This window comes from Phycisphaerae bacterium (genome assembly GCA_012729815.1).
Lineage (GTDB): Bacteria > Planctomycetota > Phycisphaerae > JAAYCJ01 > JAAYCJ01 > JAAYCJ01.
In genome coordinates this window covers 1-17,496 of the sequence record JAAYCJ010000233.1, presented here as the reverse complement: position 1 = coordinate 17,496, position 17,496 = coordinate 1, and the positions used below count along the sequence as shown (strand labels likewise).

General features: G+C 61.8%; 20 protein-coding genes. 13 read left to right on the top strand and 7 right to left on the bottom strand.

The window, feature by feature from the left end:
* The coding region (locus GXY33_15330) for a GntR family transcriptional regulator (GenBank protein ID NLX06510.1) at positions 1-562 on the top strand (562 nt) is incomplete at its 5' end.
* A 276-nt stretch (positions 563-838) separates the two neighbouring features.
* On the opposite strand, the gene GXY33_15325 is transcribed toward GXY33_15330, so the two are convergent.
* Both GXY33_15325 and GXY33_15320 read right to left on the bottom strand, forming a co-directional pair.
* Positions 839-1,615, bottom strand: a complete 777-nt coding sequence (locus tag GXY33_15325; GenBank protein ID NLX06509.1) for a PEP-CTERM sorting domain-containing protein — start codon at positions 1,613-1,615, stop codon at positions 839-841.
* Positions 1,616-1,652: 37 nt separating this feature from the next.
* Positions 1,653-2,468: a GntR family transcriptional regulator gene (locus GXY33_15320; GenBank protein ID NLX06508.1), complete on the bottom strand. Its 816-nt coding sequence runs from the start codon at positions 2,466-2,468 to the stop codon at positions 1,653-1,655.
* 278 nt (positions 2,469-2,746) lie between these two features.
* Between GXY33_15320 and GXY33_15315 the strand changes: the two genes are divergently transcribed.
* Both GXY33_15315 and GXY33_15310 read left to right on the top strand, forming a co-directional pair.
* Positions 2,747-3,583 carry a GntR family transcriptional regulator gene (locus GXY33_15315; GenBank protein NLX06507.1) on the top strand — a complete coding sequence of 279 codons (837 nt, stop codon included), beginning with the start codon at positions 2,747-2,749 and terminating at the stop codon, positions 3,581-3,583.
* A gap of 32 nt (positions 3,584-3,615) precedes the next feature.
* The gene (locus GXY33_15310) at positions 3,616-4,323 is read left to right on the top strand and encodes a PEP-CTERM sorting domain-containing protein (GenBank protein ID NLX06506.1); all 708 of its coding nucleotides are present in this window, start codon (positions 3,616-3,618) and stop codon (positions 4,321-4,323) included.
* Between the two features lie 270 nt (positions 4,324-4,593).
* Here GXY33_15310 and GXY33_15305 read toward each other — a convergent pair whose 3' ends face one another.
* A complete protein-coding gene (locus GXY33_15305) occupies positions 4,594-6,495 on the bottom strand; it encodes a hypothetical protein (GenBank protein ID NLX06505.1) in 1,902 nt (633 codons plus the stop codon).
* A gap of 338 nt (positions 6,496-6,833) precedes the next feature.
* On the opposite strand from GXY33_15305, the gene GXY33_15300 reads away from it, so the two are divergent.
* From GXY33_15300 to GXY33_15265, 8 genes are all read left to right on the top strand, one after another.
* Positions 6,834-7,247 carry a transcriptional repressor gene (locus tag GXY33_15300; GenBank protein NLX06504.1) on the top strand — a complete coding sequence of 138 codons (414 nt, stop codon included), beginning with the start codon at positions 6,834-6,836 and terminating at the stop codon, positions 7,245-7,247.
* Between the two features lie 55 nt (positions 7,248-7,302).
* Entirely contained in the window at positions 7,303-7,878 is a 576-nt protein-coding gene (locus tag GXY33_15295) for a rubrerythrin family protein (protein NLX06503.1), read from the top strand.
* A gap of 156 nt (positions 7,879-8,034) precedes the next feature.
* Positions 8,035-8,550 carry a thiol peroxidase gene (gene tpx, locus GXY33_15290; protein NLX06502.1) on the top strand — a complete coding sequence of 172 codons (516 nt, stop codon included), beginning with the start codon at positions 8,035-8,037 and terminating at the stop codon, positions 8,548-8,550.
* A gap of 22 nt (positions 8,551-8,572) precedes the next feature.
* Positions 8,573-8,953, top strand: a complete 381-nt coding sequence (locus GXY33_15285) for a desulfoferrodoxin (GenBank protein NLX06501.1) — start codon at positions 8,573-8,575, stop codon at positions 8,951-8,953.
* A complete protein-coding gene (locus tag GXY33_15280; protein ID NLX06500.1) occupies positions 8,950-9,441 on the top strand; it encodes a ferritin in 492 nt (163 codons plus the stop codon). Before GXY33_15285 ends, GXY33_15280 begins: the two co-directional genes overlap by 4 nt.
* A gap of 66 nt (positions 9,442-9,507) precedes the next feature.
* The gene (locus GXY33_15275; GenBank protein ID NLX06499.1) at positions 9,508-9,999 is read left to right on the top strand and encodes a ferritin family protein; all 492 of its coding nucleotides are present in this window, start codon (positions 9,508-9,510) and stop codon (positions 9,997-9,999) included.
* Positions 10,000-10,034: 35 nt separating this feature from the next.
* Positions 10,035-11,576 (top strand): glucose-6-phosphate dehydrogenase, encoded by a 1,542-nt coding sequence (gene zwf, locus GXY33_15270; protein ID NLX06498.1) that lies wholly within the window; start codon positions 10,035-10,037, stop codon positions 11,574-11,576.
* Positions 11,577-11,632: 56 nt separating this feature from the next.
* Positions 11,633-12,838 (top strand): FprA family A-type flavoprotein, encoded by a 1,206-nt coding sequence (locus GXY33_15265; protein NLX06497.1) that lies wholly within the window; start codon positions 11,633-11,635, stop codon positions 12,836-12,838.
* Between the two features lie 588 nt (positions 12,839-13,426).
* Here GXY33_15265 and GXY33_15260 read toward each other — a convergent pair.
* Positions 13,427-14,446 carry a Gfo/Idh/MocA family oxidoreductase gene (locus GXY33_15260; GenBank protein ID NLX06496.1) on the bottom strand — a complete coding sequence of 340 codons (1,020 nt, stop codon included), beginning with the start codon at positions 14,444-14,446 and terminating at the stop codon, positions 13,427-13,429.
* 34 nt (positions 14,447-14,480) lie between these two features.
* Entirely contained in the window at positions 14,481-14,831 is a 351-nt protein-coding gene (locus GXY33_15255; protein NLX06495.1) for a cupin domain-containing protein, read from the bottom strand.
* Positions 14,832-14,963: 132 nt separating this feature from the next.
* Here GXY33_15255 and GXY33_15250 point away from each other — a divergent pair, with 132 nt between their 5' ends.
* Positions 14,964-15,860 carry a helix-turn-helix transcriptional regulator gene (locus GXY33_15250; GenBank protein NLX06494.1) on the top strand — a complete coding sequence of 299 codons (897 nt, stop codon included), beginning with the start codon at positions 14,964-14,966 and terminating at the stop codon, positions 15,858-15,860.
* Positions 15,861-15,911: 51 nt separating this feature from the next.
* On the opposite strand, the gene GXY33_15245 is transcribed toward GXY33_15250, so the two are convergent.
* The gene (locus tag GXY33_15245) at positions 15,912-16,076 is read right to left on the bottom strand and encodes a hypothetical protein (GenBank protein ID NLX06493.1); all 165 of its coding nucleotides are present in this window, start codon (positions 16,074-16,076) and stop codon (positions 15,912-15,914) included.
* 123 nt (positions 16,077-16,199) lie between these two features.
* On the opposite strand from GXY33_15245, the gene GXY33_15240 reads away from it, so the two are divergent.
* The gene (locus tag GXY33_15240) at positions 16,200-16,835 is read left to right on the top strand and encodes a hypothetical protein (protein ID NLX06492.1); all 636 of its coding nucleotides are present in this window, start codon (positions 16,200-16,202) and stop codon (positions 16,833-16,835) included.
* Here GXY33_15240 and GXY33_15235 read toward each other — a convergent pair.
* Positions 16,780-17,496: hypothetical protein (locus GXY33_15235; GenBank protein NLX06491.1), on the bottom strand; the 717-nt coding region annotated here is incomplete at its 5' end. The genes GXY33_15240 and GXY33_15235 overlap by 56 nt on opposite strands.

Sequence of the window (17,496 nt, the reverse complement as noted above, 5' to 3'; positions counted from 1 at the left end):
CCAGTTCAGCGACGATAAACCCTGGTCCATCCGCGAGTTGGCCAAACACTTCCGCATGTCGGTCGTCCCCGTCTTCGGCGCGATCAAACGCCTCGAACAGGAAGGAATCCTCAAGGTCAGCCCCCAGCGGGGCATCGGCCTCAACAAGCTCAGCGCCGGCCAGGTCCGCCAGGCCAACGTCGTCCGCGAAGGACTGGAAGTCCAAGCCGCCCGAATCCTCGCCCGCGAAAACAACGCCGCCAAAATCGACAAGCTCCGCCAGCTCGCCCTGCGGATCCGCAAACTCGTCCAGGAAGGAAAGCTCCAGGACGCCGGATACATGGACTATGAGTTTCACCGCAAGCTCTTTGAACTCGCCGACTGCGCGATCCTCGAAGAACGGTACAACCAGATCGCGACCATCTGCCTGCTCTCGATGAACGCCTGGGACCGCGACAGCTTCGACGAGGATACTCCAAACGCCCCCCTCCGTCACATGACCGTGGTCGAGGCCCTGGAAAAAGGCGACCCCGAAGAGGCCGACCGCGCCATCCGAAAACACATTCGCAGCTACGCGTCCTGACCCCCTCCCTGCTGAACCGGATGAAAAAGGGGACATTCTACTTTTTGGCAACCGTGTCCCTGCCGGCAAGATAAAGCGGTACCGCCAAAAAGTAGAATGTCCCCTTTTCCCGTTGCCCCTCACCCGCTGGATGGGGCGCGGAGTTTTCTTTCCGTTTGCCTGGCCTTTGGGTAAAATAAAAAAAGAAACGTGTGGAAGGTGTAGCTCTTCGACTCACTCACGGCACACCTTTCACACGTTCTTTTCACGCCGCTATTCGGCGTTGCCCCGACTCAATCAGCTTCTCCGGCGAAGCAGCCATCCGCCGAGCATTAGCAGCCCGAGCGTCGCCGGCTCCGGAACCTCCGTGATCGTCACCGCCAGGCCGGTCGAATCGGAAATGTGAGTCCCGGCGATGCCGTCGTATGGATTGGTGTCAAAATCGACGGCGAAGTCAATGAAGTCACCCGCCTCCAGCGTGAACTGTCCCGAGTAACTCATGAAACTGGTTCCCGAGCGATCGGCGTAACCATTCGCCGCACTGCCATAGAACCCATCGATCGGACCCGTCGCAATCGCACCGTAGTTCTTGATGACGTAACAGAAGGTCGTGGTGCCGCTTGGAACCTGACCGGTAAACAGAGCGCTGACGTCCACCGTCATCGCCTCCGGGGCCGTCCACCGTGCGGTGGCGGTATGGCCGATCTCGGCGCCGGAACCGTCCTCAGCGGTCGTGATGCCCGGATGCAGGATGACCTGTTCGGGTTCGTAGTAACCCCACTCGGTCATCGGGTTCGGCCCCAGGTTCTTCAGGACAAAACCCTGCCACTGTCCGCCGCCCGTGGATTGCTCCCAATCCACGTAATTCGATCCGCTTTGCGTTCCGCTCACGGGCGTGGCATACAGGCTGAATTCGGCCGTCCCGGCGCGATACCACCCATACGTCCATGCTCCGTTCGGATTCCCGTTGGACGTCGAAAAGTCGTCCGCCAGGCTCCAGCTCTCCACCGCCGATGCCGGACCTGCCAGGCCCAGCATCAGGGCGAGCGCCACACCTCCCATGTACTTTAGCATAGCTCGCTCCTTTCAAAAAACACTGATGGACCATCCATCAGGAATTCCCGGACCGGTTCGGCTCCGACAGCCGGCTCTCAATCTGCCGCATCGACTCCAGCAGCGACTCCGGATACAGAAGCCTCGCCCGCTTCTCGCTCGACATGGTGCTTTCAATCGCCCGATGAATCGCCAGATTGTACTCAAAGGCGTTTCGCAGATGGCGTTTCACCCATTCCCGCGCCCCATCCGCGCTGCGCCGGCAAAACGCCTGGTAAATCCGGAAATGAAACCGGAAATCCCGCAGGTACTGATCCAGATAGTCCTGGCCCGGAAAATGCACCCGCGTATTGACCACCCGCGTCAGGATCCGCAAATCGCCGATGTTCTTGATCAACGCCGTGTTGCGGGTCGCGTTCAGGATGGTCAGGTGGAACTCCATGTTCAGCACCAGGATCCGATCGTCCGCTTGGTTGTACGAGTCCTCCGTCACCTGTCTCCGGCGGCCCTGCTCGCGAAGGTCCTTCAACACCGACAAGTGCCGCCGGATATTGTCTTTGAGGCAACCGATCTCCCGATCGGTTATCTTCTCCGCGGCGATCTCCGCAGCCCCGGTCTCCATGACCAGCCGGAGCTCAAAAACGGTGGCCAGTTCCTCCGGGGCCAAATGCCGCATCCGAACGCCCCGGTTCCCCACCTTCTCCAACAGCCCCTCGGTCTCCAACTGGATCACCGCCTCCCGAACAGGCGTATAGCTCATCCCGATCGTCTTGGCGATCTGGCGAGGTGAAAAGAAGCCGCCCTCCGCCAGCTCGCCGGTAATCATCTGAGCGCGGATGTGGTTGTAAGCCTGTGACTTCAGATTAGCCGTCATCGTTCGCTTCTCTCCCTGCCGATCTGGGAAGACATGGGTTCCAGATATACACATCAGGTGATATATCGCTAGAACGACCGTAGTATATCACCTTTTGCACCCGAACGCAAGATTAAAACTGCACCTTCTTCTCCGGAACCGGGCCGTTGCACGACATCACTACCCAAAACAACCGATCGCAAGCGGTTTTGCCCTTTATTTTTGACGCACTTCCTGTTATTTTAGTGGTATACCACTCGGTGTACCGAAGCATCCAAGGGTAGCGATGAGAGCAAAACATGGTAAGTAGCTTAAAAGAAAAAGCTTATACGCATATCCGTCAGGAGTTGGCCCAGGGACATTGGAATGACGTTCCTTTTCTATCTAAACGAAAGATTGCTCAGCGGGTGGGGATGAGCTACACACCCGTCCGCGAGGCGCTGATCCAACTCGAGAGCGAAGGGCTGATTGAAACGGTGAACAATCAGGGCGTTCGGCTCAAGATGCTGACCCGCGAAGAACTGCGGGAAAAATTCGAACTGCGAATCGTGCTCGAAACGGGGGCGGCCAAACTGGCGGCCGAGAAGATCACGGACAAAGAGCTTGCCTCGCTTCGGCAGAACCTGGATGAACACCGCCGCTCGCTTCGTTCCTATCGGAGTTCCTTGACGGACAACCAGACCCCTGAGGCGGGAGCCCTTTTGGGCGAGAGCATCCGGCAGGCGTTCCAGCTCAACATCCTCTTCCACCTCGGAGTGATCCGGGCCTCGCGGAACAGGCAGATGGCCAAGCTCGTCAGCGACCTTCATCTGGTCACCCAGGTGCTCCAGACACGGGCGATCCTGCCCGGCCAGAATCATCTGCGGCAGATCGCCCGCGATTGCCTCTTCCACCACCGCATCCTTCGGGCCCTGGAGCATCATGACCCCGAGGAGGCCGCCCGGTGGATCCAGAAACACACGACCGACGCCATGAAACATCACCTGTCGGTCTACGACCTTCTGCAGCAGCTTCGCCAGCCGTCCGCCTCCTCGCTCTACAGGGTCCCGGAGGTCTGGCTGGAGCCTGGCCAGAAGGTCGAGCAGTCGATTTCCTCGGATTCGTGTCATTCGGCAGATGGTCTGCCGAGGAAATAGTGTCTCCAATGTAAAAGCAAAGGAGGGTCTGTATGAAACAGACGTGTTGGATGGCCGGACTGCTGCTTTGCCTGACGGCATGCGCATCTGCCGGGGCGTTCGACGTGAACACCGACATGGGATTTGGAACCAATCCCAACGGTGTCTGGAGCTGCGGCTATGTCGTAGGCGGCGACACAGCCCTCTACAACGTCCCCCTCTTCCTGACCGGAGATACCACAGGGCTTAACGTCTGGTCCAAAGACGGTGAAACGGATCCCTACGGCAACATCGCGAAAAACACCAATGCCTATGACCTGGGCAACCAAACCTGGCCCAATGGAATGCGGTGGTTCGCCGGCAAGACCCACATGATGACCCCCTCCGGCGGCGCCGCCGGCGGACGAGTGACCGCCATCCGGTTCACCGCTCCCGAAGCCGGTCTGTACGACATCGACGTTGACTTCCTCAAGGCCTCCACCGGAGAAATCAGCACCGATCTGCAGGTGCTGGTCGGTGGAACCAGCGTGATGTCCAAGCGGGTCAACAGTGCCGATCCGGCAGCCGCCTACGACGGTCTGAGCGTGCAGCTCTCGGCCGGAAGCACCGTGGACCTGCTGGCGATCCCCGTCGCGGGCAGCGGCGATTGGGACGGCGGCTTCTCCATCACTCAGGTGGATGCGGTCATCACCCAGGTTCCCGAACCAATCACGCTGAGCTTGCTGGCGCTGGGCGGCTTGGCCCTGCGGCGAAAGTGCTGATCCCAGATTCAAGTTCGCAAAAAACGTGTGAAAGGCGTCTTAAGCCGCCAAGCAAGAAGAACGCCTCCCACACGTTTAGAATCGCAAAGGCCGGTCATTCGCTGATCGGCCTTCTTTTCGTCTCTTGAAGGCATCGTACCATCGAACGAGACAGAAGAAAAGGCGGTTCAGCGGAAGAAGGGGGGGCAGCCCCAAAAGGCCGTGAGACCCAAAACGGCTCAAGGAGCCGCCATTGGGGATACTCCGCTCTTCCGATCGGTTCTGGAAGGATCACATCGGCTGACGAACCGAAGCAGTGGAATGCCCCAGTTCCGTCCGGCTCAACTCCAAACCTTCAACAGATGGACCGGCAGGATGCATCAGGTCACGGATCACTGCGGCCACCGGTGGAATCGCCATCCGAACGATGGTTCGGCAGAATGGATCGCGTCGGACCGCCTTCGCAAGGGTGGGTGAAACGCGGTAGTAGGCCGCGATGACCGTCCTTCCGGCAACATTGGCGGCGAGGTACCGGTCCCTGAAATCGCGAAGCACCGGCAGACATGAAACCAGCGGAGTATCGTACGTTGCCGCGACCAGAGCGCATCCGCCGGCCGGCGAGATCGGGTTCGTCTCGTTGTTGGGATCAACCGGCGCCGGACTGTTGTTCTCCTGAATGATCTCAAACTCAACGGTGACGTGGCGGTCGTCGTTCATCCGGACCTCGATGCTCCCGGCTGTCGTCTGGTCGTCGTCCGTGCCGGTCCACGACTTGACGCCATACCCCTGCCATGGATAGGCGATGACGGTGGCCATCGTCCCACGAATGAACGTGGCGTTCTCCGAAACAACGTACCCGCCGTCGCCGAGTACTTCCACGGTCAGAACGCACTGATCCAAATCCTCCTCAAAGACGACGGCCGTCGTCATGTCCCGGTCGAGTGTGATCGTCACGCTGGCCTCTTTGGCGTTGATCTCGCCCTGCCACCGCACGAAATGCCATCCCTCAGCCGGAACCGCGGTCAGCGTGACCTCGGACCCTCTGGAAAAAACCCGCTCTTCCGGCAGCACATGCCCTTGCCCTTGTACGTTAATAGTCAACCGGCAATCGATATGCGCCTGCTCGAAGGTCGCCGTGATGGTCTTGTCGCCGTCCATCGACAATTGCGCCGGATTCTGGACGCCCGACAGGTCGCCGGACCAGCCGACGAAGACCCAGCCATCCGCCGCCTCGGCCTCCAGGGCCACCGACGTCCCCTCATCGAACGATCCGCCGTCGGGCCTCACCGTTCCTTCTCCGACCACGTTTACCGTCAGCGCGTGCTGCGGCGACACGCTCCGCTCGAAGACCGCCGTCACGCTCTTGTCCGATGTCATGTCCACCGTGACCGCCGGACTGCTGCCGGATGCGTCGCCATCCCATCGGACGAACGTCCAACCGCTGGCCGCCGTGGCCGCCAAACCGGCTTCCACGCCGGGTGCATACACCCCGCCGTTGGGCGTGACCTCGCCTTCACCCTCCACCGCGACGGTCAACGTGTACCCGGAAACCGGCGAGAGGGCAAGGCATGAAAACTCCCGAACGCCACTTGTGGTCACGATGTGATGGCTATAGTCAACGTCCGCCGTAAGGTCCATCCACGCACCGTACATGTAGCCGTATGCGTGAACCGGACCGCTCAGGAGTGTCTCGTCGTAGCGGATCGCCAACGCGACGACGCCATCGCTCTGCTCCATGCTCCCGGTCCCGTCGAGGCCCAGATAGAGGTGGCCGACGTGGAGTTCGCCGCTTCCTACCATCGTATAGCTGCCGGAACCCGAACCGTGGAAACCCAGATACAGCCGTTCCGCAACCGTATTCACCCCTCCGGACTGGCCAAACTCGCTTGCCCCTGAAATGCCGATGTACTCGTAGTTGGCCTCCAACGTCCCTCCGGTCATCAGGAGATTTCCCGTATTCCCAGCCGTCTCGCCCGCATACAACCCCCAACACACCTCACCGGCATTCGACACCGTCACCGTGCCGCCATTGTCCACGTGGGCCTCGAGCTCGCCGGTGGGCTCCCCCGCCGTCCAGTTCGACCCGTTGGACCAGTCTCCAGTAGCTCTGTCCCAGCAGGTCTGACTTGCTTCAACAAACCCGGTCACTGCGCAGGACACCAGCAGCCAGGGGAGCAATCGCGTTAGCCGCATCGCCGATCCCTCTGCTATCTCTGATCGACCCCCGGAACTGACGCACTGGGCGAACCCCTCTGCCGCAACCCTTGGAATCGACCCGATCAGTTCCTGCAGCCTGAGTCAACCCGTGCCTCGCTTCCTGCCGCCGTCCGTGGAAGCTTCAAAGAGACGCCTCCTGCGACTACAGACGCCCTGGCATCAAATTGTCTTGATGTAGATATTCCGAAAATCCTATTGACCTTCCTATCTTATAATGATAATAATAACTATTATTATTTGTGTCTTGAGCCTAGAATGCTTACAATGGAAATTCGGTTGATTATATAGGGTTTTGAAACATAATCACAAATGATATGCCGAAGTGTCCCAACGACATTCGGATGACCAAACAGCGGCGGATCATCCTCGAGGTGGTCTGCGGGAGGACGGACCATCCGACGGTCGAAGATGTCTTCGTCGAGGTGCGAAAGCGCCTGCCGCGGATCAGTCTGGCCACCGTCTATCGCAGCCTCGAGGCCCTGGCCTCAACCAAAATGATCCAGCGGCTGGAGATGCCCGGCCGGCGACGGTACGATGGGACGGCCCAGGTCCACTACCACGTACATTGCATCCGCTGCGGCCGGGTGGACGATCTGGGCGTCGGCCCCTCGGACCAGATCCGCCGGGTGCTGGCCGAGCGGAGCGACTACCAAATCCTCGGCCACAACCTGGAGGTCACGGGGATTTGCCCCGAATGCCAGAAAAGTCAGATCGAGCGGGAGTGTTAACCGCTTTGGATCGCATACTGTTTCTGTATCACGACCGAAGTTGAAGGAGGACATGATGGGACGGCTCAGTGGCACCAGGACCGAAGCCAATCTGCTGACGGCGTTCGCCGGCGAATCGCAGGCGAGGAACCGCTACACGTATTACGCCGGCCAGGCCCGTAAGGACGGCTTCGTTCAGATCGCCGACATCTTCGAAGAAACGGCCAACCAGGAAAAGGAACACGCCAAGCGGTTCTTCAAGTTCCTTGAAGGCGGCGACCTGACAATCCAGGCGACCTTCCCCGCTGGCAAGATCGGCACCACGGCTGAGAACCTCAAAGCCGCCGCCGCCGGCGAAAACGAGGAATGGACCGACATGTACCCCGAATACGCCAAAATCGCCGAGCAGGAAGGCTTCAAGGACGTCGCCACGGTCCTCAAAGCCGTCTCGGTGGCCGAAAAACAGCACGAAAAACGTTACCTGGACCTGCTCAAGAACGTCGAGGCGGGCACCGTCTTCAAGAAGGAAAAGCCCACGGTCTGGCGATGCCGGAACTGCGGCTACCTGCACGAGGGCGTCGAAGCCCCCGCGTCGTGCGCCGCCTGTGCGCATCCCCAGGCCCACTTCGAGGTCCTGGCGGAGAATTGGTAGGACAAGGCTTTGAGAAGTCGGCGAGTCCGGTCCGGGAATGCCTCGACGTCCCCGGACCGGGATTTTGCCCTTGCCCGCTGCACCGGCTTTGGTATCCTTATGGATAACTTGCCGGGTGGGCACGAAAACAGGGGTGAACCAAAAAAGGGAGGAATCATGGTTACCACAACCAATCACGTGCGGTTCAAGGGCCAGCCGCTGACGCTGGTGGGCAACGAGGTGACGGTGGGCCAGACGGCCCCGGATTTCGTCGCCGTCGCCAACGACCTGAGTCCGGTCAAGCTCTCGCAGTACCGCGGCAGCGTCTGCATTCTGGTCGCGGTGCCGTCGCTGGACACGCCGGTCTGCAGCCTCGAAACGCGGCGGTTCAACGACGAGGTCCGCGACATGGGCGAGGGCGTCAAGGCCCTGGCCATCAGCATGGACCTGCCGTTCGCCCAGAAACGCTGGTGCGACGAGCACGACATCAGGGAGGTGGTCGCGGTTTCCGACCATCGGGACGCCGAGTTCGGCATGAACTACGGCGTGCTGATCCAGGAGCTGCGCCTGCTGGCCCGCGCGGTGTTCGTGGTCGACCGCGACGGCGTGTTGCGCTACCGCCAGCTCGTCGAGGAGACGACCAACGAGCCGGACTACGACGAGGTGCTGGACGCGGCGAAAAAGCTGATCTAGACGCTGTGATGGGGGTCGAGGTTTGACCGAACGGCTGGCCGTGTATCGCTGTCCGCTCTGCGGCAACGTGGTGGAGGTTCTGCACGCGGGCGTCGGCCAGTTGATCTGCTGTGGCCGGCCGATGCTGCGGCTGGCCCAGAGCACCGCCGAGTCCAGACGGGCCATGCACGAGCCGGTGGTCGAACGGACCGCGGACGCCTTGCGGGTGACGGTGGGCTGCGAACCCCATCCGATGGAAGACAAGCATCAGATCGAATGGATTGAGGTCCGCACCGACACGGATGTCTTTCGCAGGTTCTTGGCGCCCGGGCAGCGGCCGGAGCTTGAACTCCCCGCCGCTTCGGGCGATGTGACGGTTGTGGCGTACTGTAACGTTCATGGAATCTGGAGGAATCAAGCATGATCGGCAAGAGAATGGAAAAGGCACTCAATGATCAGATCAAGGCCGAGTTGGACTCCGCCTACCTGTACCTGTCGATGGCTGCGTGCTTTCACGCCGCGGGCCTCGACGGCATGGCCAAATGGATGCGAATCCAGGCCAAGGAAGAGGAAGAACACGCGATGAAGCTGTTCGACCACATCGTCGAGCGCGACGGACGGGCCTTGGTCCCCGAGGTCGCCAAGCCCAAGCAGGACTGGAAATCGCCCCTGGAAGCCTTCAAGGAGGCCTACAAGCACGAGCAGAAGGTGACCTCGCTGATCCACAGCCTGGTCAAACTCGCGGGCGAGGAGAACGACTACCCAGCCGGCATCATGCTCCAGTGGTTCGTCACCGAGCAGGTCGAGGAAGAGGCCAACGCCTCCAAGATCGTCCAGACCCTCGAACGCATCGGCGACTCGGGCAACGGCCTGATCATGCTGGACCACCGCCTCGGCGAACGGGAAGACTGACAACGACCAAAGCCGGCATCCGGGCGAATCCCGGATGCCGGCGCCAATCAACGTGGAGGACCGACCATGGCGGAAACATTCAACGCGGATGAGATCCTGCAGATCGCCGAACGGATCGAGCGCAACGGCGCCGAGTTCTACCGCCAGGCCGCTGAGCGGGCGGACCGGCCGAAGGCCAAAGCCCTGCTCAAACATCTGGTGGACTTCGAGCAACAGCACCAAGCCGTCTTCGCGCAGATGCGGGCCCAACTCCAGGCATCGTCCGGTTTCGAGGCGATCGATCCGCAGGGCGAATCGGCGCAGTACCTACGGGCGATGGCCGACCGCCACGTGTTCGATCCCTCAGCCAACCCGGCCCAGCGGCTCAAGAACGCCGACAGTCTCGATGCCATCTTCGCGATCGCCCTTGACGCGGAGAAGGACTCGATCGCGTTCTACCTCGGCATCATCGAGGTGGTGCCGCCGGAATTCGGACGCGAAAAGGTCGACCGGATCATCCGCGAGGAGATGAGCCACGTGACCCAGTTGATCCGGGAGATGAAGACGATCGAGGTCTAGCGGCGATCCCTTACGCCGCAGCGGCGAGGTGCGCGATGGCGGTTGACGAAACATCGGTGACAGTCAGGGACCTCTACTGCATCGAGACCCTTCCGGACCCTTGCGGGCTGGTGATTTTCGGGGCTTCGGGCGATCTAACCAGCCGCAAGCTGATCCCGTCGCTGTTCTCGTTGCACCAGAAGGGGCTGATCGGCGAGGACTTCTTCGTCGTCGGCTGCGGACGCACGCCGCTGTCGGATGACGAGTTTCGCCGGTCGTTCGTCGAGACGCTGGCGAAGAAGGCGGGCAACCGGCAGCGGGCCGAGCAGTTCCTGGACCGCTGCTTCTACGTGGTGGGCAAGTACGCCGAAGACGACCTCTACCGCGCGCTCGGGCGGAAGCTGGAGGAGCTGGAGGCCCGCTTCCGAAGCGGCGGCAACCGCCTCTTCTACCTGTCGGTGCCGCCCGCCCTGTACACGAAAATTGTCGAGCATCTCGCCGGCGTCGGACTGCTGGAAGAGACGCACGGCCGCAAGCCGTGGCGGCGGGTGGTGGTGGAAAAGCCCTTCGGCTACGACCTGGTCAGTTCGCAGCAGATGAACGTCGACATGCACCGGTTCATCGACGAGCGGCAGATCTACCGGATCGACCACTACCTCGGCAAGGACACCGTGCAGAACCTCTTTATTTTCCGGTTCGCCAACGCCGTGTTCGAGCCGATCTGGAACCGGCGGTACATCGACCACGTGCAGATCACCGTCGCCGAATCGATCGGCGTCGAGCACCGCGCGGGCTACTTCGAGAAGGCCGGCCTGTTTCGCGACATGTTCCAGAACCACATGCTGGCGATGCTGGCCCTGGTGGCGATGGAGCCGCCGATCCGATTCGAGGCCCAGCCCCTGCGGGACGAGACGGCCAAGCTGCTGCGGTCGATCAAGCCCTGGCCGACGGCTGAACTCGACCGCTGGGTGGTCCGCGGGCAGTACGCAGCGGGGCAAGCTGGCGGCCAGCCCGTACCCGGCTATCTCGAGGAGCACGGCGTGGATCCCGCCTCGCGGACCGAGACCTTCACCGCCGCCCGGGTGATGATCGACAACTGGCGCTGGCGCGGGGTGCCGTTCTATTTGCGATCCGGCAAACGTCTGGCGAAGAAGATCAGCCAGATCGCCATCGAGTTCAAGAGCGTGCCGCACTCGGTGTTCGAGCCGCTGCGCGAGGAGGACCTGACGCCCAACGTGCTGGTGCTCAACGTTCAGCCGGAGGAGGGCATGGCGTTGACGATCCAGGCCAAACGTCCGGGTCCCAAGCTCTGCATGAGCGAGCTGACGATGTCGTTCAAGTACCGCGAGGCGTTCGGCGGCGAGCCGCCGGAGGCGTACGAGCGGCTGCTGCTCGATGCGATGGCGGGCGAGCAGACGCTGTTCGTGCGGTTCGACGCCCTGGAGGCGGCGTGGGGCCTGATCACGCCGGTGCTCGAGACGTGGGCGCGGGAATCGGCGGCCGCGGGCGACCTGCACCGGTACACCGCGGGCGGCTGGGGACCGAAGGCGGCCGACACGCTGCTGGCCCGCGACGGCCGGCAATGGCGGGAGTTGTGATTGAAAGACTTCGGGACATGAGGTGTTGCGGCCACTGAATGGAGGAACCGGCAATCATGGCGGATGTTTTCAAGGCGCATAAGGTAAGCGAGAAGGTCTATTGGGTCGGGGCGATCGATTGGGGTCTGCGGGAGTTTCACGGCTACGCCACCCCGCGCGGCACGACCTACAACGCGTTTTTGGTGCTGGCTGAGAAGGTGACGCTGGTGGATACGGTCAAGCGGCCGTTCGTCGACGAGATGTTCGCCCGCGTCGCCGACGTGATCGAACCGTCGAAGATCGACTACATCATCTCGAACCACGCCGAGATGGACCATACCGGCGGGTTGCCCATCACCATCGACCGCGTCGGGCCGGAAAAGGTCTTCGCCTCGACGATGGGGGCCAAGGCCCTCGAAGAACATTTTCACTTCGGCTATCCCATCGAGCCCGTCCGCGACGGCCAGACGCTGAACCTCGGCGACATGGACGTCACGTTCATGGAGACGCGGATGCTCCACTGGCCCGACAGCATGATGAGCTACCTGGCCCAGGCGAAAATCCTCTTCTCGCAGGACGGCTTCGGCATGCACCTGGCCTCAAGCCGGCGCTACGACGACGAATTGGACCTGGCCCTGCTGGAGTGGGAGGCGGCCAAGTACTACGCCAACATCCTGATGCCGTACGCGCAGATGGTCGAACAGCTCTACGGCCGCCTGAAATCGTTCGATCGCCCGATCGACCTGATCGCCCCGGACCACGGGCCGATGTGGCGCAAGCACATCGGCTGGATCGCCGACCACTATCACCGCTGGGCGAAGCGCGAGGCGAAGGCCAAAGCGGTGGTGACCTTCGATACCATGTGGCACAGCACCCAGCTCATGGCCGACGCGGTCGCGGAAGGGCTCGCCGAGGCGGGTCTCGCGGTCAAGGTCATGCCGCTGGCCGGGTCGCATCGCAGCGACGTGGCCACCGAGGTGCTCGACGCCGCGGCCTTGCTGGTCGGTACGCCGACGATCAACAGCCAGATGTTCCCGACGGTGGCCGACGTGCTCTGCTACCTTCGCGGCCTGCGTCCGGCGGGGCTGACCGGCGCCGCGTTCGGCTCCTACGGCTGGGGAACCGGGGCCGGAGTGGATCAGGTCCAAGCCATCCTGGCCGACATGAAAGTGGAACTGGCGGCTGAGCCGCTGAAGGTCAAGTACGTTCCGGATGCCGAAGCCCTCGCCCGATGCCGCGAACTCGGCCTGACCGTCGGACGGAAGGCGTTGCAGAGCCTCTGATACTCTTTGAGAAGACCGGCACGGAGCACGCGGACCACGCGGAGAAGACAGAGTCGGATGGACCGGGAAGGGGGGGTACGCTCTGTACAAACCGTACGAGTCCCGGGGATTGCTGATCGTGGAGTTGGCCGCGATGGAGCGGCGGTCCGGCCGGACGGGGGTTTTGTACATTTTGTGCGATTGGCGCGGCATGCGGAGACAAGGTCGGGATCGGAGGGGGCGGTGCGAATCGGGAAGAAGCCGCGTTGGGGTTTTGTACAGAACGTACCGTGTGTACATGCCGGCGATTCTGGAGCCATCGATATCAGGCCCGCAGCAGGGGTTTTGTACAATTTGTCAGATTTGCGCGGCGTCTGAGATCCGTGCGCTCGGACCGGAGAAGGCTGGGTTCCCGAGGCCGCCGACTATTCGGTTGTCAAGCGTCGCACGAGGCGACGCGCGGGTGGGGAGGCGAACGATCCCCGCCGGATAAAGATAGCATGGGTTTTCTTCAGATGCAAATCGGCGGTTTTGGGGGCGCAGGCGGAAACGCCGACAGGAATCTCCACAGAAGCACGGGGAACCGGCTAGGAATGTGTACGGCGGCAGTCAGCGAGCGCCGCCGCACGAGACCGGCCTGCCGGTTTCCATGGATTGGTAGATGTCACGGACCAGCGCGAGCGACCTGCGGGCGTCCGGGCCGTTGATGAGGGGTTCGGTGCGGTTGACGACGCAGTCGGCGAAGTGGGTCCAGATCGACTCGCAGGGGTGCTTTTCGAGGTCAACCGTTTCGACGGTCTTGCCGTACTCGCGCCCGACGGTCAGGCCGCGACGGCACGAGATGTCGCCTTTTTCGCAGAACACCGCCCATTCGCCCCAGTCGTACCCGTCCATCGCTCCGTGGCAGACCCAGTTGCAGGTGAAGTTCACCAGCGTGCCCTGTTGGAAGCGGATGGAGATCGAGGCGGCGGCTTCGCCGTCAAGGCGGGCCAGGTCATGGACGCCGAGGGCAAAGACTTCGGCCGGCTCGCCGAAGAACCACCGCATCAGGTCGATGTTGTGGATTCCCGAACCGATCACGCAGCCGCCGCCGGTGGAGGCTTTGACCCGCCAGTTGGAGGCCGTGGTGTAGTAGAACTTCTGATGGTGGCAGGTTTCCGCATAGATCGGCCGGCCCAGCGCCCGGCTGGCGATCAGATCGTGCATCTTTCGGAACAACGGGTAGAACCGCATTTGATGGCCGATCATGAGCGTCACGCTGTTTCGGCGGGCCGCTTCGATGATGCGATCGGCTTCGTCCACCGTGCGGGCGATGGGTTTGTCGAGCAGGATGTGTTTGCCCCGTTCGGCGGCTTCGACGCAGGCGGTTTCGTGGAGGTGGTGCGGCAGGCTCACGACGACGGCGTCGATGGCCGGATCGTCCAGAACCGCATGGTAATCCGCCCGCACGGCGCACGACGGCGGCAAGCTGAACTGCCTGGCGATCTCCTCCACCACGGCTGGGTTCTGATCGCAGAACGCTTTGAGGGCGAAACGGTCAGGTTCGGACAGGATACCGCCGATGTGGAACCGGCCGAAACCGCCGCCGATCACCGCCACCGACAACGGAAGGGAAGGAGTGCTTTTCATCTTCATCCGCTCCACGGCTCGCACGAGCCTTGTTCTACGTGGTCCTGAATCCGACAACGATCAGCCGCATGGCGGTCTCGCCCGTATTGACGATCCCATGCGAATGCCCCGACTTGACCAGGCTCACGTCGCCGGGACCGACCGGGTGGCTCTGGCGATCCATCATCAGCGTGCCGTGCCCCTCGACGATGAAGTAGACCTCCTCGCTGCCTTCGTGCCGGTGCTCGCCGATGCTGACGCCTTGCGGCAGGATATCGTCGTGCATGAACAGCAGCGAATGATCGCTGTCGCCCGGATTGATCAGGGCGTGGAGCAGAAGCTCGCCCTTGCCCTCATGACATTCGGCGCACCGTTCCTCTTTCATCTGCGAACGTAGTCTTATCATTTTATACTCCATGACCAGAGCGGCCGTCGAGCCGGAATACCTGCTGGTGTCGCATACTTCCGTTATTCTAGAAACCCTATCGTCACAGGGGTATGGACAAAACCGGCTGTTATTTTATATATTTATACTGTCATGGAGACGCAACGCCGGGAAACGCCGTTTTTGCCTCTGCTGCAGCGGTCGTTGAGTTGGGACTATCTGGGCGGCGGCCGCGGCAACCCGTGTTGCCACGCGGAGACCGACTGGCGGCTGCTGCCTTTTCTGGTGGTCGTGTGCCCTGAAGAGGGGCGGTACATCAGCCGAATCCGGGACGAAGGCGTTCTTGCGATTCGTCCCGGCGAGGCCCTGGTGGTTCCGGCGGGAGTCCATCATACGGTGGGCATGCCCGACCCGGGAGTCGTCAGCTACGCCCACGTCCGGTTCGCGTTGTTCGGTTCGATGGATGTCTTGCGCTTCTTCGAGGTGCCGCGGCGCGTCACCGGCCGGGCCGGAGCGGACATCCTCCACCTGGTGCGAGATCTGCATCAGGCGATGTCGGCGAAGCCGGCGGGCGCCGATGCGATCGTCCAGGCCGTGGTCCGGCAGGACCTGGCCGGGCGGCTCTTGCGGGCCGTCGTCTCCGTTTCAGAACTCCGCAACATGGAAACGAAGGATGTTTTTGAGATGATGCGAATGGAGTCGGTCTTCAACTACGTCGAAGACCATCTGGATCAGCCGATCCGACGCGCCGACCTGGCCGACCTGGTGTTTCTCTCCGAGACGCGGTTCCACTACGTCTTCAAGAAGGTGATCGGCGTCGCGCCCATGGCCTACGTCATGAACGCCCGGATGCGAAAGGCCCAGATTCTGCTCGCCCAGCCGACGCTCACCATCTCACAAATCGGCCAAGAAGTCGGCTTCCCCAACATCTTCCACTTCAGCAAGGCGTTCAAGCAGGCGTTCGGCCGCAGTCCGCTGCACTACCGCAGACAGATCAGCGAATCGCTGAACGCCATCTACACCGCAGCCGGACCGGCAAACGACGGCTGATTGCCTCGCGACGGACCGTACGACTAGCGATCAGGATTTGCCCACCAGTCATCACACGTCGTACGCTTTTCCCATCATCCCTTCGCCGATCAGCGTGCCCGTCGATGAGAACTCGCCGATCTCCACACCCGCTGTGCTGGCCAGCCCATTCCAGTACTGGCTGGGGCCGATATCGACAGCCAGGGTGTAGGTGGTATTAGGTTGAATTTCGCCCACCGTCTGACACAGAAAACTTGACGCCACCTGGGCATAGGCAAAATTGCCGCCGTAGTTCCCTACCGCTGGGGAGTTGCCGAGGCGAACCAGCCGGGAACCGCCCCGCTTGAAACCAGCACTTCGGTGTTCGGCGTCAGGATGGGCAGCTCAAAATCCCCGTTGACCAGTTCGTTGGCGCTCGCCGAACGGATTTACGGCTCGATCACCGCGCCGGCCCCGGTCGTGCGTACGCCGAACGGTCCGAATCTGCTGTCGAACGGCAGTTTCGAGGACGCTGAACTGGCGGCGGGAACTTCCGCCCCGACCATGTCGATTGAGATGAACGGCTGGGAACAGACCGGCACCAATCCGGAACTGGTCAACCTCGGCGGCGTTTTCGACCGGACGGGCGACGACTTTCTGGCGATGTCGCAGGTGTCGAGCCTGTTCCAGGTCGCCCAGGAAATCCAAGGCGACAGGAAGTACACCTTCCTCGTCGACTATGGCTATTCGGTCCACTGGTTCAATCTGGCGGATGGCGCGTTTGCCGCCCTCGCTGACCGCGGTCAGCGTTCCGGAACCGGCTTCGATAACCCTGTGCCTGTTTGCTTTGATCCTGGCGCGGCGGAGCCGTTGATTCGCAGCGCCAATGGCAACGGCGATGCGCCGTCGGTCCATTCTGCCGCGGGTGGAACAGAGCCGGTGACGCTCTCGAAGAAAACGTCTACTCCAGGTCGTAGACGCTGTTGTCGGGTGAGAGAAAGCCGGTGTCGGGGGTGATGAGTTCGCGGTTGTAAGCCGGCTCGACCTCGGTGTACCGCTGATTCTGCGAAACCACGTGGCCGTCGCAGAACGCGACGTTGGTCGCCCCGCTGTGGCGGTAGCCCTGCGTGCCGCCGTAGCGGCCGGCGAACCTGTCGCCCGGATGCGTGAAGGGCGATCGCATGTACTTGTTGGCCCCGTCGATATATTGGCCATCGCCGAAGAGGGCGGTGCCGGCTGGGTCGCCGACCTCGCCGGTGCGAGCGGGCTCAACGACCGTCTCGTACGACCCGTGGCCGATGTAGCTGGTATTGTAGTTGTAGCCGGTGTATGGGTCGCCATACGAATTGGCGTTGCCGTCGAACGACGGGCACTGATGGACCTGCTCGATCGTCCGGCCTTGCCAGAGGATCCCGGCTTCAACCGTGGTCTGAGCGTCGTAGGTGATGACGAAGTCCCACGAGTAGCTCTTGAAGGCGGGCGAGTATCCGTAGTAGTAGGCGATCGGATAGCGGTCGCTGTAGGATTCGGTGTAGGTCTGGGCGGCGATGGCGAACTGACGCAGGTTGTTGCGGCAGAAGGTCCCGGAGGCCAGGCTGCGGGCCTGGTTCATGGCGGGCAGCAGGATGGCGACCAGGAGACTGATGATCGCCACGACCACCAGGAGTTCGATCAGGGT